At 68.4% G+C, this 14,299-nt stretch carries 14 protein-coding genes; 8 read left to right on the forward strand and 6 right to left on the reverse strand.

All coding sequences use genetic code 11. The features are described from left to right. The coding region (locus TSH20_RS26585; RefSeq protein ID WP_247874539.1) for an MFS transporter at positions 1–718 on the reverse strand (718 nt) is incomplete at its 3' end. A gap of 820 nt (positions 719–1,538) precedes the next feature. Between TSH20_RS26585 and TSH20_RS26590 the strand changes: the two genes are divergently transcribed. The 3 genes from TSH20_RS26590 to TSH20_RS26600 are packed head-to-tail and all read left to right on the forward strand — an operon-like array spanning position 1,539 to position 3,995. Further along, positions 1,539–1,832, forward strand: a complete 294-nt coding sequence (locus TSH20_RS26590) for a FeoA family protein (RefSeq protein WP_109157456.1) — start codon at positions 1,539–1,541, stop codon at positions 1,830–1,832. A 36-nt stretch (positions 1,833–1,868) separates the two neighbouring features. After that, positions 1,869–3,779: a ferrous iron transport protein B gene (gene feoB / locus TSH20_RS26595; RefSeq protein ID WP_109157455.1), complete on the forward strand. Its 1,911-nt coding sequence runs from the start codon at positions 1,869–1,871 to the stop codon at positions 3,777–3,779. Between the two features lie 3 nt (positions 3,780–3,782). Beyond that, the gene (locus TSH20_RS26600; protein WP_109157454.1) at positions 3,783–3,995 is read left to right on the forward strand and encodes a hypothetical protein; all 213 of its coding nucleotides are present in this window, start codon (positions 3,783–3,785) and stop codon (positions 3,993–3,995) included. A 4-nt stretch (positions 3,996–3,999) separates the two neighbouring features. On the opposite strand, the gene mntR is transcribed toward TSH20_RS26600, so the two are convergent. Further along, positions 4,000–4,461: a manganese-binding transcriptional regulator MntR gene (gene mntR / locus TSH20_RS26605; RefSeq protein WP_109157453.1), complete on the reverse strand. Its 462-nt coding sequence runs from the start codon at positions 4,459–4,461 to the stop codon at positions 4,000–4,002. A gap of 113 nt (positions 4,462–4,574) precedes the next feature. Here mntR and TSH20_RS26610 point away from each other — a divergent pair, with 113 nt between their 5' ends. Both TSH20_RS26610 and TSH20_RS26615 read left to right on the forward strand, forming a co-directional pair. Next, positions 4,575–5,933: an Nramp family divalent metal transporter gene (locus tag TSH20_RS26610; protein ID WP_109157452.1), complete on the forward strand. Its 1,359-nt coding sequence runs from the start codon at positions 4,575–4,577 to the stop codon at positions 5,931–5,933. Positions 5,934–6,011: 78 nt separating this feature from the next. After that, positions 6,012–6,449, forward strand: a complete 438-nt coding sequence (locus TSH20_RS26615) for a hypothetical protein (RefSeq protein ID WP_109157451.1) — start codon at positions 6,012–6,014, stop codon at positions 6,447–6,449. A gap of 93 nt (positions 6,450–6,542) precedes the next feature. Here the strand turns inward: TSH20_RS26615 and TSH20_RS26620 are convergent, their stop codons facing one another. Next, positions 6,543–7,037 carry a nuclear transport factor 2 family protein gene (locus TSH20_RS26620; RefSeq protein ID WP_109157450.1) on the reverse strand — a complete coding sequence of 165 codons (495 nt, stop codon included), beginning with the start codon at positions 7,035–7,037 and terminating at the stop codon, positions 6,543–6,545. A 266-nt stretch (positions 7,038–7,303) separates the two neighbouring features. On the opposite strand from TSH20_RS26620, the gene TSH20_RS26625 reads away from it, so the two are divergent. Beyond that, positions 7,304–7,681: a hypothetical protein gene (locus TSH20_RS26625; protein WP_109157449.1), complete on the forward strand. Its 378-nt coding sequence runs from the start codon at positions 7,304–7,306 to the stop codon at positions 7,679–7,681. A 43-nt stretch (positions 7,682–7,724) separates the two neighbouring features. Here the strand turns inward: TSH20_RS26625 and TSH20_RS26630 are convergent, their stop codons facing one another. The 3 genes from TSH20_RS26630 to rpoZ form a co-directional block, all read right to left on the reverse strand. Continuing rightward, positions 7,725–8,261: an HD domain-containing protein gene (locus TSH20_RS26630; RefSeq protein ID WP_109157448.1), complete on the reverse strand. Its 537-nt coding sequence runs from the start codon at positions 8,259–8,261 to the stop codon at positions 7,725–7,727. A 170-nt stretch (positions 8,262–8,431) separates the two neighbouring features. Next, positions 8,432–9,298, reverse strand: a complete 867-nt coding sequence (gene fdhD, locus TSH20_RS26635) for a formate dehydrogenase accessory sulfurtransferase FdhD (protein ID WP_109157447.1) — start codon at positions 9,296–9,298, stop codon at positions 8,432–8,434. 146 nt (positions 9,299–9,444) lie between these two features. Further along, the gene (rpoZ, locus tag TSH20_RS26640; RefSeq protein WP_109157446.1) at positions 9,445–9,900 is read right to left on the reverse strand and encodes a DNA-directed RNA polymerase subunit omega; all 456 of its coding nucleotides are present in this window, start codon (positions 9,898–9,900) and stop codon (positions 9,445–9,447) included. 261 nt (positions 9,901–10,161) lie between these two features. Here rpoZ and TSH20_RS26645 point away from each other — a divergent pair, with 261 nt between their 5' ends. Both TSH20_RS26645 and TSH20_RS26650 read left to right on the forward strand, forming a co-directional pair. Next, positions 10,162–13,917, forward strand: coding sequence for a PAS domain-containing protein (locus TSH20_RS26645; protein WP_109157445.1), 3,756 nt, complete (start codon positions 10,162–10,164; stop codon positions 13,915–13,917). After that, the gene (locus tag TSH20_RS26650) at positions 13,910–14,296 is read left to right on the forward strand and encodes a response regulator (RefSeq protein WP_109157444.1); all 387 of its coding nucleotides are present in this window, start codon (positions 13,910–13,912) and stop codon (positions 14,294–14,296) included. The genes TSH20_RS26645 and TSH20_RS26650 overlap by 8 nt, the downstream gene beginning before the upstream one ends. Positions 14,297–14,299: the final 3 nt, after the last annotated feature.

Raw genomic sequence — 14,299 nt, forward strand, 5'->3', positions numbered from 1 at the left:
GCGCCATGCCGCGCGCCCGCCGGTCCGCCGGGGTATGGCGGGCGACGAAGCCCTGCGCGCCGATGAACATCACCGCATAGCCGAGCGCGCAGGCACTGCGCCACAGCAGCAGTTCCGCCAGCGACCCGGCCATCGCCGTCCCGGCAAACCCCGCCACCGCCGGCAAGGTGCCGAGCAGCAGCGTGCGGCGGCAGCCGAACCGGTCGGCCCAGGCGCCGGCAAAGGGCGTGAAGACGGCGACCAGGAGCATGAACAGACCGATCGGCAGGCCCATCATCAGGGTCTCCGACAGGCCGGGAACAGGCGTGTAGAGTTCACGCGCGTAAAGCGGCAGGAAGGATCGCGACAATTCCTCAGCCAGCATGAACAGGAACAGGGCGGCGCGGATGGCACCCACCGCAGATGCCGGTTCCGCATCCCGTCGGCACGGCCGGGCGGCGAGCAGGAGCAATCCTTCGAACGCCAGAAGAAGGCAGACGACCAACAGCACGGCCCCGTCATAGAAGAAGCCGTGCACCGCCTCAGAGGGCAGCAGACCCGCGAGCCGCGGCAGGGTCCCGGCACCACATGCCAGCATCGCTGCCGCCACCACCGTCAGCGCCCGCAAGGGCGTGGCGCCGGCCGCGCGCAACAGTGATGGCAGCAGCAGCCCGGCAGCCGCAAACGCCGCTGAAATCACAGCTGCAACGGCCGCCACATGGTTGCGTGCGGCAGTCATCACAACCTGTGCGGCAGGAGAAGAAGGCTCCAGCCCAACAGTTCCGTAAAATTTTTCACAAATCAAAAAAGAAAACAGACAAATTCCAGTTATCGTCAGAACAGGCAGAGTCACAGGCGGACATGCGACCGAATTTGGTTGCATCATTGGCTCCAGACACACAACCGCTGCGAAGAAGTGCTTCGGAGGCTAAATCCTAACTCCAAAGAATTGGTAAACCGAAATTGCATCGGAAATAAAAGTTTTCGCTTGGCGGCTGCATACGTCAGTATGTAGTCGGTTGGCGGTACTGATATAAAAAATGCTTGGGAAAATACGGCGATTTATTTTCAAATGACCGGGTATTGTATGGTTTTCTACGGCTTTTTGACCCTGCTAGAGGCGGAGCGGTCATCCTTAACCTAAAAATTTGCGATCCCGGACAAACCAATACACACCTTGGTTGCAGTGCAGCAAAGCTTGGGCGTTGCTATTTCGAATTGGTCTACCTGTCAGATCTTCATATGACATGCGAGTTGGAGGGAGGCGAAACGTCAAAAGCCAGCACTCTGCCCGGCGGGAAAATAAAGAAAATTGTTCTCCATCGGGATCGGGCAGTCTCCTCCCCGCCCGGCAAGCGGGCTCCGCGGCGCTTCGTCACATCGCAAATGAAAATTATTCGCATCAATATGGTGTCGGCGGCCATAGCCGCTGATCCGCACGTCCTCCGCGGCGTGCTGCCGATAGGTGTTTTCCGATGACTCCGCCGTTGCCCGCCTCCATTCGCGATGCCACTCCCTCCCCCGCTACCCGTCTGGTTCCCGACCAAGCACCCGGCCGGATGCCCAGTGGCTCCGCCGACCCTCCGGCCAGCGGCGACAGCTGCCGTCTCGGCGCGTTGCGCAAGGGTCAGCGCGCGGTGGTGACCGGCCTCGACGAGGCCGCCGTCGTCACCCCGCTGCCGCCCGGCGAACTGGAACGCCGCATGATCGAGATGGGCCTGATCGAAGGCGCCCGCGTGGAAATCCTGCATGAGGGATTCCCCGGCGCCGATCCGCTTGCCGTGCGCATCGACGACCACACCCTGGCCCTGCGCCGGGCGGAGGCGCACGCCGTTCTGGTGACGCTCGCCTGAGCCGTCGCCTCCTCTTCCAGCGGAAGGGTTTCCGCGATGTCCGATACCGTTCTCTCCAATCCTGCGCTTCTGGCCGTGCCGCCGCGCATCGCGCTGGTCGGCAATCCCAACTGCGGCAAGACCGCCCTGTTCAACGCCCTGACCGGCGCCCGCCAGAAGGTGGCGAACTATCCCGGCGTGACGGTCGAGCGCAAGGTCGGCGAATTCCTCAGCCCTGCCGGCACCCGCGTGCAGATCGTCGATCTGCCCGGAACCTACAGCCTGCGCGCCCGCTCCCCCGACGAGGAGGTGACGCGCGACGTGGTGCTCGGCCGCTTCCAGCACGAGGCCCCACCCGACGCGATGGTCTGCGTCGCCGACGCCACCAACCTGCGCCTGCATCTGCGGCTGGTGCTGGAGCTTAAGAAGCTCGGCCGGCCGATCATCCTCGCGCTCAACATGATGGACGTGGCGGAGGCGCGCGGCTGCCGTGTCGATGCAGCGGCCCTGTCGGCGGCGCTGGGCGTCCCGGTGGTGCCGACGGTGGCGGTCAAACGCAGCGGGGTGAGCGGGCTGCTCGACCAGATCGACCGCAGCATGATGGCGATGACGACCGATCTCGCCGCCGCGCCCTGCGGCTGGAGCGAACCCTCGGCGCGGGAATTGCGCGCCTATCACCAGGAAGTCGAGAGCATCCTGGCCGCCGCCCTTCAGGATGCCGGAAAGCCGTCGCTCGCCACCCGACGTATCGACGCGGCCCTGCTGCATCCGGCGGTCGGCCTGCCCTTCCTGTTGCTGGTGCTGTTCCTGATGTTCCAGGCGGTGTTCGCCTGGGCCGCCGTGCCGATGGACATGATCGACGGCGCGTTGGGCTGGGTGCAGGCCACCGCCGGTGCCGCCCTGCCGGACGGCATGCTGAAAAGCCTGATCACCGACGGCATCATCGCCGGGGTGGGCAGCGTGCTGATCTTCCTGCCGCAGATCCTGGTGCTGTTCTTCTTCATCCTGATGCTGGAATCCACCGGCTACATGGCACGGGCTGCCTTCCTTCTCGACCGGCTGATGGGCGGGGTCGGGCTGCATGGCCGGGCCTTCATCCCGCTGCTGTCCAGCTTCGCCTGCGCGGTTCCCGGCATCATGGCCGCCCGCACCATCGAGAACCGCGCCGACCGGCTGGCGACCATCATGATCGCCCCACTGATGACCTGCTCGGCCCGCCTGCCGGTCTACACGCTCATCATCGCCGCGTTCGTCCCCAACCGGACGGTGGCCGGCGGCATGATCGGGCTGCAGGGGCTGGTGATGTTCACCCTCTATGCCGCCGGCATCCTGTCGGCGCTGGCGGTCGCCTTCGTGCTGAAGCGCACGATCTTCAAGGGCGCCCGCGAGCCGCTGCTGATGGAGCTGCCATCCTACCGGCTGCCCAGCCCGCGCGACATCCTGCTGGGCCTGTTGGAGCGGACGCGCATCTTCCTGGCCCGCGCCGGCACGGTGATCTTCGCCATCATGATCCTGCTGTGGTTCCTCGGCAGCTTCCCGGCGGCGCCGGACGGAGCGATCGGGCCGGCCATCGATTACAGCTTCGCCGGGATGCTCGGCCATGCGCTGGCCCCGCTGCTCGCCCCCATCGGCTTCACCTGGCAGATCGCCATCGCCCTGGTGCCGGGCATGGCGGCGCGCGAGGTGGCGGTGGCCGCCCTCGGCACCGTCTATGCGCTGAGCGAGACGGGAGACGCGCTGTCCGGTTCGCTGGCCGGCGTGCTGGCGGCGGATTGGAGCCTGCCGACCGCCCTGTCCCTGCTCGCGTGGTTCGTCTTCGCCCCGCAATGCGTCTCCACCCTGTCGGTGGTGAAGCGGGAGACCAACAGCTGGTTCTGGATGCTGGTGATGATCGGCTACATGACGGCGCTGGCCTATGGTGCGGCCTTCGTCACCTTCCGGCTCTCCACGGCCCTGCTGGGAGGCTGAGTCATGATGGAAAGCCTCATCGTTGGGCTGATCGTCGCCGCCGCCTTCGTCTGGGTGACCTGGACCATCCTGCTGCCGGCATCCTTGCGCAACCGTCTGCGCCGTCTGGCCGGGCGGCCGGTCCCCTCACAGGCGGGCGGCTGCGGCGGAGGATGCTGTGGCTGCGACGCGGCCCTACCCCGTAAGCGCCCCGGCAACTCCTGCGGAACGCACTGACGGGTCAACCGCCCTTCGCCAGCGCCCGGCGGAAGGCGTCCAGCGTCTCGGCGCTGACATGGTGCTCGATGCCCTCGGCATCGATCCGCGCGGTGTCGGCGCTGACGCCGAGGGAACGGAGGAAGGCCACCACCGTCTGGTGACGCTCCCGGCTTTCCTCGGCGATCCGCCGGCCGGCGTCGGTCAGGAACACGGCGCGGTACGGCTTGCGGTAGACCAGCCCGTCGGCCGCCAGCCGGTCCAGCATGCGGGCGACGGTCGGTTGCGCCACCCCCAGCCGCGCAGCGATGTCGACCTGCCGCGCCTCCTGCCCGCTTTCGATCAAATCGGCGATCAACTCCACATAATCCTCGGCCAGCGCGGAGCGCTGCGCCTCCCGCGTCTTGCGGAAGCCCTCGGCATGGAGTTCGGCATCGGGCAGCGCCGTCTCGGCGGGCGCGGATGCATCGCCTCCCCTGACTGTCACGCTTCGCCCCCCGGAAAAGTTTGGTTCCGGAAAGTATAGCATCTTGCATACTCGATGTCCCGGTACATACTTGATTGATACCAGTTTGCAATGCGGCCGGGAGCCACACGCCGATGTCGGAAGCCGAAGCCGCCGTGCCGCCCCCCAGCGCCTGGAGATACTCCAGCCAGGACGGGGACGGCCGGCCAAGCCTGCCGGAGGTCCATGCCTCCATCGCGGTGCCGCAGGGAGGCCTGTGGCTGCGCCGGCTGCTGGCCTTCGCCGGGCCGGGCTACATGGTGTCGGTCGGCTACATGGACCCCGGCAACTGGGCGACCGATCTCGCCGGCGGGTCGCAGTTCGGCTATACGCTGCTGTCGGTCATCATGCTGTCCAACCTGATGGCGATCCTGCTGCAGTCGCTGGCGGCGCGGCTGGGCATCGTCACCGGGCGCGATCTGGCGCAGGCCTGCCGCGACCATTACCCGCGTCCGATCAACCTGACGCTGTGGGTGGCGTGCGAGGCGGCGATCATCGCCTGCGACCTTGCCGAGGTGATCGGCACCGCCATCGCGCTGAACCTGCTGTTCGGCATCCCGCTGATCGGCGGCGCCCTGATCACCGCGCTCGACGCCTTCCTGGTGCTTCTGCTGATGCAGCGGGGCTTCCGCTATCTGGAGGCCTTCGTGGTGGCCCTGCTGACGGTCATCGCCGGCTGCTTCCTGGTGCAGATCATCGCAGCCGCCCCGCCGGTCGCCGCCGTGCTGCACGGCTTCGTGCCCACGACGGAGGTGGTGACCAACCCCGGCATGCTCTATGTCGCCATCGGCATCCTGGGCGCCACCGTGATGCCGCACAACCTGTACCTCCACTCCTCCATCGTGCAGACCCGCGCCTATCCGCGGACGGAGGAGGGGCGGCGCGACGCCATCACCTGGGCCACGGTCGACAGCACCATCGCGCTGATGCTGGCCCTGTTCGTCAACGCCGCCATCCTGATCCTGGCCGCCAGCGTCTTCCACGGCAGCGGCCATACCGAAGTGGCGGAGATCGGCGAGGCGTTCGAGCTGCTGTCGCCGCTGCTCGGTCTCGGCATCGCTTCCACCCTCTTCGCCGTGGCGCTGCTGGCGTCGGGCCTCAACTCCACCGTGACGGCGACGCTGGCCGGGCAGATCGTGATGGAGGGGTTCCTGCGGCTGCGCCTGCCGCACTGGGCCCGCCGGCTGCTGACCCGCGGGCTGGCCATCATCCCGGTGGTGGTGGTGACGGCGCTCTATGGCGAAAGCGGCACGGCGCAGCTGCTGGTGTTCAGCCAGGTCGTGCTGTCGATGCAGCTTCCCTTCGCCGTCATCCCGCTGGTCCGCTTCGTCACCGACCGCGGCAAGATGGGCCGCTTCGCCGTTCCGGGCTGGGTCGCCGGTCTGTCCTGGATCGTCGCCGGGGTCATCGTCGTGCTGAACCTGAAGCTGCTTTACGACACGGTTCTCGGCTGATCGCCGTTGTGCATCTGAAAGGACGCTTTATCTGAGGGAAGGTAGCATTTGTTTGCGCGCTGTCGCGGAGGACCAGAGATGGCCAACAGCCGGCATCCGACGATTTGGGCCTTGCGCGGCGGATGCCTCGCCGTCGTCGCCCTTCTGGCGAGTTCCTGCGCCAACCCGCAGGCGGAGCTGGCATTGCGCGCACCCGTTGCGATGGTCGGCATGAGCAAGGCCAGCCTGCTGTCCTGTGCCGGGGTGCCGGAACGGTCGGCCGTCGCCGGCGATGCGGAGTATCTGGTCTATACCCGCCGGCAGACGCTGGTCGACCGCGATGTGGATTGGGAGCCCAGCCCCTGGCTCGGCCCGCGCGGCCCGATGCTGTGGGAGCCCGACGTGACCACCTGGTCCCGCACCTACAGCTGCGAAGCCACCTTCGAACTGCATGGCGGGCAGGTCACCGCCGTCCGCTACAACGACCGGCGCGATCCCACGCTCTGCTACCAGATCGTCGGAAATTGCATGCGCTAGAGGCCGGCTGGCGGCGAACGGCCTGCCGACGGCGTCCTGGAGCGTCGCCCTGCCGCCTCCCACCACGAAGGAAGGAGGCGGCAGACGGCCCCGTCAGGCGGCCGGAAGCGGGGATGCCTGGCGGGCCAGCAGCTTCCAGCGTCCGTCGGTTTTCTTCCAGACTTGCAGCACCCGGATATGGGCGGTGTTGGTCTTGCCGTCCGGCAGGTTGTTGACCGAATCGAAGGTGTGACGGGCAACGGCGACATCGCCGATCACCTGGATCGAATGGTCGCTGAGGTCGAGCGCCTTGAACGCGCTCTTGCCGTCCAGGCTGGCGACGAAGGCCGCCTTATCCTCCAGCCGGCTGTTCGAATGTCCATAGGTCAGCTGGTCCATCGTCATCGCCCGCAGGGTGGCGCCGTCGCCGGCCATCATGGCGTCGCGGAGCGCGTTCACCGCCTTCTCCACCTGCTGCGGGTCGTCGTCGGCACGTGCGTCGGTCAGCGGCGCGATGACGGCGGCCGCGGCCAGCCCGGCGGCGGCGGATGCGAGCAGACGGCGGCGCGAGCGGATATGGCCGGATTTGAAGACGTTCTTCTTGAGCATCGTGACCCTCCCAACCGATTGCGGTTATGCCCGCCCAGGAGATGGCGGACCATGAAAGTGGTATACTAGTATTCACGCTTGCGCCACAAACCATTGGAGCATGCGCCGGTTGGCCGCAGGAGGATGGACGCGGAAATCCGGTTGGCATGCGCCCATTGGCATGAGCCTATGTGACTTTCCGGAGATCATCTTGTGATTGGCTGCACCGGGCGGGCGGGGCGGCTATGCTCCCCGCCGCGGTGAAGGATCGAGAGCGGGGAAGAGGCATGACGACCAGACGGCGAAAGCTGCCACGCAAGCGCAAGGGCCGGCAGGCGACCGCGGTTCGCGGTGCGGCGGCGGAGCCGATCAACACGGGCCGGCCGTCCCAAGGTGGTTTGACGACCGCCGTGAGAGGGACTGCGGCGACGGCGGCCAAGACGGCCAAGGCTCGCGGCCGGGTGCGCTACGTGCCCACCGCCGATGCCGCCGCCGGCCGCTTCCTAAGCCCGGAGCAGCAATTTCTGCTGAAGAAGCGGCGCGAGGCGGAGCAGCGCGAGGCCAAGGACCGCCGCACCGCGCTTGCCATCATCCTGGTGCTGGTCCTGCTGGCGGCCGGGGCGGTCGCCGGTCTGGTCTGGCTGTGGCGCTCGTCGGCGCTCTGACCTGACCGCCGCCTGACCTGAACACCGTCTGCCCTGGATGCCGTCAGCGCGTCGCCCCGGCAAGCGCGGCGGCGTAGCGTTCCGCCAGCAGCGGGCTGGCGGCGGCGCAGGCTTCGGCGACGAGGCGGGAGCCTTCGACATAGGCCTGGGCCCGCTCGACGCTCCACGACAGCGGGCGTTCGACCGCCAGCGCCTGCAGGATCGAGATCTGCTCGGCCAGCTTGATGCGCTTGGCGCCCTCCGGCGCGGCGGCGAGCCGGGCGGCCTGGATCGCCTTGCGCTCGAAAATCGCCTTGCCGACATCCTCCGGCGCGTCGCTGACCGCCGCGACGAGGTCGGCGACCTCCCGGCCGAACCGCTCGGCCAGATCGGCGACGGTGGTCAGCCCGTCCTCGACGGCATCATGCAGCCAGGCCGCGGCGACCTCGGCCGGGCTGCCACCGGCCTGCGCCACCAGTTCCGCCGTTTCCGACAGGTGCGACACGAAGGGCGTGCGCGCCCGGTCGGGCCGATAGGTGCCTTCGTGCAGGCTCGCCGCGTGACGCAGTGCCGCGACGATCACTTCCTTGTCCATGGACATGTGCTCTCCTCCGTGCCGCTGTCAGGCAGGCAGGCGATGCCTGCGGCGGGAGGGCAACAACGGCCGGTCCCGTGCGCTTGGCAGCGGATGCGGAGATGGTCCGCCCGCGCAAGGCCGATGTCCAGACTCCCAGCCGGCGGCAGATCGCCGCGGCTCCGCCCGGGTGGAGATCACGCCGGCGTCAGCACCCGCGAGGGTGCCGCATAGACGGTGAAGCGGCCGTCACGCACATAGGCGACCACCCCCACGCCCACCGCCTCGGCGAAGCCGACGCACAGCGATGTCGGGGCGGAGATGGCGGCGATCAGCGGGATGCCGGCCGCCGCCGTCTTGTGGACCATCTCGAAGGAGCATCGGCTCGACACCACGACGAAGCCGCCGGCCGGATCGACACCGCTGCGGGCCAGCGCGCCGATCAGCTTGTCGAGCGCATTGTGCCGCCCGACATCCTCACGCACGGCGACCAGTTGCCCGTCCGGACGGGCAAAGCCGGCGGCATGGACGGCCCCGGTCTCCCGGTTCAGCCGCTGACCTGACGGCAAGGCCGCCATGGCGCGGCGGATGGCGTCGGGCGCGATGCGGGCGGTGGAGCGGACGGGGTCGAGCGGCCGCAGCGCCTCCGCGAAGCTGTCGGTTCCGCAACGGCCACAGCCGGAGCCGCCCATCAGGTTGCGCTTTCGCCGCAGCAATGCGGCCAGCCGTTCCACCGGCAGTTCAATGCGGATGCGCACGCCGTCCGTCACCTCGTCGATGGCGGTGACGGCCAGTTCCTCGGCACTGCCGACGATTCCTTCGCTCAGCGAGAAGCCGGTGGCGAAATCCTCAAGGTCGGTCGGGGTCGCCAGCATGACGGAGAAGAGGTCGCCGGCATAGACCAGCCCGACCGGCACCTCGTCGATGACCGTCTCCTCCCGCTCGGCCATCGCGGTTCCGGTGCAGACGGTCGCAGGCACCAGCCTGACGCCCTCACGGGAAAGCGGGCGCGACAGGGCTGGCGGGACGGGCGACGGGGCCACCCAGGCGGTTGCTTGATCCATGATGTGGGCAGAACCTGACTGCGGTGGAAGGGCGGGTGAGGACGAGCGCCGGCCGATCCGTTCGCCGCAGCGCGCAGGTATAACACCGGAGCCGGACCATCGGTCCCGGCGCTGTCCCTGCGCTCCCGAATTACGGGCCAATATATTTAAGGACCAACATCCCCGTCGGCATCGTCGCCGACCACGTCGTCCTCCGTCATGCCGAAGGCCGCACCCGGCTTCCGGTCCATCTCCGAAGCCATATCGTCGTCCTCGGTGATGTCCTCCTCGGCGTCGCTCATGCTGTCCTCGTCGGCGAGCGAGGTGTCGCTGGTGTGCATCCAGCTGTTCTCGTCCGCCATCAGCTCGACGATCTCCTCCTCGGGTTCATCGGTCTCGACCACCTTCTGGTGCCCGCGGATCAGATTTTCGCGCAGGTCGGGCAGCGACAGCGTCTTGTCCGCGATCTCGCGAAGGGCGACGACCGGGTTCTTGTCGTTGTCGCGGTCGATCGACAGCGGCGCACCGCCGGCGATCTGGCGGGCACGCTGCGCCGCCATCATCACCAGATCGAAACGATTGGGGATGAGAAGGACGCAATCCTCGACGGTGACACGAGCCATTCCTCAGATACTCCAGGTGGGGGCAAGGCTTCTCTGGGGCGGCCGGCAGCCATACCACCCCCGCGACCAGTCAACAGCGCCGCCGGTCATTCGTACCCCCCGCTCACTGGTCATACCGCATCGGAGGAATGGCGACCTGCCCCATCGGGGCGTGGCCCTCCTGCGATCTTGCGGGTCTACAGCGGTAATCCGCCACGCCGGAGCGGACGAATCCCGCTGCCGGCTGTTCAAGTGCCGTCGCTCCCCGCCCGTACATGGTTCATGCCCCCCGCCAGACCCTCCGCCCGGCCCTCCGCCCGGATCGCCCAATCCGACAGCCACCTCGCCGAACGTCTCGCCCGCAGGGAGAGGCAGCAGGACCTGCTGGCCCGCTTCGGCATCGCCGCCCTGAAAAGCGCCGACATCGACACCCTGCTGCAACAGGCGACTGCGCTCTGCGCCGAAGGGCTGGAGGCCGAACTGTGCAAGGCCCTGGAATGGCTGGAGGATCCGGACGGCGCCGAACGCCTGCTGGTCCGCGCCGGCGTCGGCTGGAACCCCGGCGTGGTCGGGCATCGGTCGCTCGGCACCGACCTCGCCTGCCCCGCCGGCTACGCGCTGAAGACCGGCGAGCCGGTGATCTCCAACGATCTCAGCCTTGAGTCCCGCTTCCGCTGCCCCGACCTTCTGGCCGAACATGGGGTCAAGCGCGCCATCAACGTCATCATCCGTGGCGAGGGCGAGCCCTTCGGCGTGCTGGAGGTCGACAGCCGGCGCGACGGCCGCTTCGACGCCGCCGACGCCGCCTTCCTCCAGGGGGTCGCCACCCTGCTCGGTGCCGCCATCGACCGCGCCCGCGACGCCGCCGAGCGAGGCCGCACCGAGATGCTTCTGCGCGAGAACGAAGTCCAGTTCCGCAGCCTCGCCGACCTGATCCCGCAGCTGACCTGGATGGCCGACGCCAACGGCGCCGTCTACTGGTACAACCGGCGCTGGTACGAGTTCACCGGGGCCGAGACGGGCGAGACGGAAGGTTGGAACTGGCGGAGCGTCCATCATCCCGACCATGTCGAGCGCGCGTCGGACGGCTTCTTCCGCGCAATCGGGGCGGGGGAACCGTGGGAGGACACCTTCCCCCTGCGCGGCAAGGACGGCCAATACCGCTGGTTCCTGTCCCGCGCCGTGCCGGTGCGCGACCGCGACGGGCGCATCCTGCGCTGGCTCGGCACCAACACCGACGTCACCGAACAGCGCCGGGCCGAATCCCGCGTGATGGAGGCGGAGCGCCGCCTCCAACTGGCGCTCCGCGCCGCGCGGATCGGTGCCTGGTCCTGGAACCTGGAGGACGACCGCATCGAGGCCGATCCCCGGCTGCGCGAGATCTTCGACTTCACGGCGGACGAGCCGATCCGCGGGCAGGACGTGACCGGCCGCGTCCATCCCGACGACCAGCCGCGGATCGGCCAGATCATCGACACCGCCCGGCGGCGGCGCGGCGAATATGACGCCGAATTCCGCATCCTGCTGCCGTCGGGCGAGGTCCGCTGGGCGGTGGCGCGCGGCGTGGTGACCGACGGCACGCCGGAACGCAGCCTGACCCTGATCGGCGTCACCTGGGACACCACCGACGCCAAGCGGGCGGAGGAAAAGCTGCGCCTCAGCGAGGCCCGCTTCCGCTCACTGGTCGAGGCGACCGCCGCCATCGTCTGGAGCACCTCCGGCGCCGGCCGCTTCGAGACCCCGCAGCCGAGCTGGAGCAGCTTCACCGGCCAGACCTTCGATGAGCTGAAGGGCACCGGCTGGGTCGAGGCCATCCATCCCGACGACCGCCCCCACACCTCGGAGGCCTGGCGCGCCGCGCGGGCGGGGAAAACCGTCTACAAGGCCGAACACCGCCTGCGCCGCTACGACGGCGTCTATCGCGACATGCTGGTCCGCGCCGTGCCGCTGCTGGACGCCGGCGGCACCGTCCAGGAATGGGTCGGCGTCCACACCGACATCACCACCCGCCGCCGGGCCGAGGAGGCGCTGCGCGAGACGGAGGAACGCTACCGGCTGGCGGCCCAGGCGACCAACGACGCCATCTGGGACTGGAACCTGTCGTCCGACCGCATCCATTGGAACGAGGCGGTGCGCACCCTCTTTGGTTATGGCGAGGACGTGTCGGAAACCTCGGCCTCCTGGTGGATGGACCACATCCACCCCGACGACCAGGACCATGTGGTGACCGGCATCCATGCGGTGATCGACGGCGGCGGCACGCGCTGGAACGACGAATACCGCTTCCGCCGCGCCGACGGCAGCTATGCCAGCATCCTCGACCGCGGCTTCGTCCTGCGCAGCCCGATCGGCCAGCCCCAGCGCATGATCGGCGCCATGCAGGACATCAGCGTGCGCAAGCGGGCGGAGGAGGAGCTGGAAGCCGCCCGCCTCGCCGCCGAGGAGGCCAACCGGGCCAAGAGCCTGTTCATCGCCAACATGAGCCACGAGCTGCGCACCCCGCTCAGCGCCGTCATCGGCTACACCGAAATGCTGGAGGAGGAACTGGCCGACCTCGGCGTCGACAGCATGCTGCCCGACCTGGAGAAGATCGAGGCGAACGCCCGCCATCTGCTGACCCTCATCAACGGCGTCCTCGACATCTCGAAGATCGAGGCCGGCAAGATGGAGGTGCATGGCGAGGATGCCGATGTCGCCGACCTGACGCGCGAGGTCGCCGCGACGGTGGAGGCGCTGGTGTCGAAGAAGGGCAACCGGCTGGCGGTGGAGGTGGCGGACGACGTGGGGCGCATGCACACCGACGTCGTGAAGGTGCGCCAGTGCCTGTTCAACCTGCTGAGCAACGCCGCGAAGTTCACCGAGAACGGCACCGTCACCCTGTCGGTAGAACGGGCGCCCCCCAGCCCGCAGGGCGCGGGTGAAGTCTCGCCGGTCGACATGGTCGTCTTCCGCGTCACCGACACCGGCATCGGCATGACGGCGGAACAAGTCCGCCGGCTGTTCGAACGCTTCATGCAGGCAGACAGCTCCACCACCCGCCGTTTCGGCGGGACCGGGCTGGGTCTGGCGATCACCAAGGCCTTCGCCGACATGCTGGGCGGGGAGGTCGCGATCGACACCGCGCCGGCCAAGGGAACCAGCTTCACCCTGCGCCTGCCGGCCGACCTGCGGCATGGCCGGCTGCCCGGCTCCGCCGAGTCCGACCCGGTCCGCATCGACGAGGTGCCGCCGGCGCAGGCCGCACGCGAGACCATCCTCATCATCGACGACGAACAGGCGATGCGCGAACTGCTCGCCCGTTTCCTGCACCGCGAGGGCTACGGCGTGGCGCTGGCCGCCGACGGGCAGACCGGCCTGTCGATCGCCCGGCAAATCCGCCCGCGCGCCATCCTGCTGGACGTGATGATGCCGCGCACCGACGGCTGGTCGGTGCTGTCGGTGCTGAAGGCCGAGCCCGACCTTGCCGACATTCCCGTCATCATCATCTCGTCCCGCCGGGAAAAGGGGCTGGCCCTGTCGCTGGGGGCCGCCGACTATTTCACCAAGCCGGTGGACTGGCAGCGCCTGCACCGGGTTCTGAGCGGCCTCAGCGGGCAGGCTCCCGGCACGGCGCTGGTCCTGATGGAAGCCGACGAGACCCGTTCCCTGCTGGGCGCCGAACTGGGCCGCGACGGCTGGCAGGTCGCCGAGGCCGAGACGGAGGAGGAGGCCTTCCGCCAACTCGCCGCCGCCACGCCGACCGTGATCCTGCTCGACCCCTTCACGCCCGATCTGGACGGCTTCGATTTCCTCAAGGCGCTGTGCCGCGACCCGGACTGGTGCCGCATCCCCGTCATCGTCGTCGCCGCCCAGGAGATCGGGCGCGACGAGACTGAGGAACTGCGCGGCCGGGTCCGCGACATCATCCCGATGGCAGAGGATGGATCGGACGGGATGATTGAAGAGTTGAAGGAAGCGATCGCACGCCTGCGGCCCCCTCCCCCCGAAGCGGGCAAGGGAGCGGGACAGGCGGACGGAACGGGAGGTACCGATGGCTAAGCTGCTGCTGGTCGAGGATCACGAGGAAATCTGGGACTTCCTGTCACGCCGTCTGAAGCGGCGCGGGTTCGACGTCGTTCTCGCCTTCGATGGCCGCCAGGGGGTGGACATGGCGCGCGACGAGCGGCCGGACGTCATCCTGCTCGACATGAACCTGCCGGTCATCGACGGCTGGACCGCCGCCCGCGAGCTGAAGGCAGGCCAGGAAACCTCTGGAATCCCGATCATCGCCCTGACCGCCCACGCCATGTCCGGCGACCGCGAGAAGACGCTGCAGGCGGGCTGCGACGATTATCACCCGAAGCCCATCGATTTCTCGCGCCTGCTGACCCAGATCGACACCGCCATGCAGCGCGGACCGCAACCGGCCGGGGAGTAGCCG

Source organism: Azospirillum sp. TSH20, from assembly GCF_003115935.1.
Classification (GTDB): Bacteria; Pseudomonadota; Alphaproteobacteria; order Azospirillales; family Azospirillaceae; genus Azospirillum.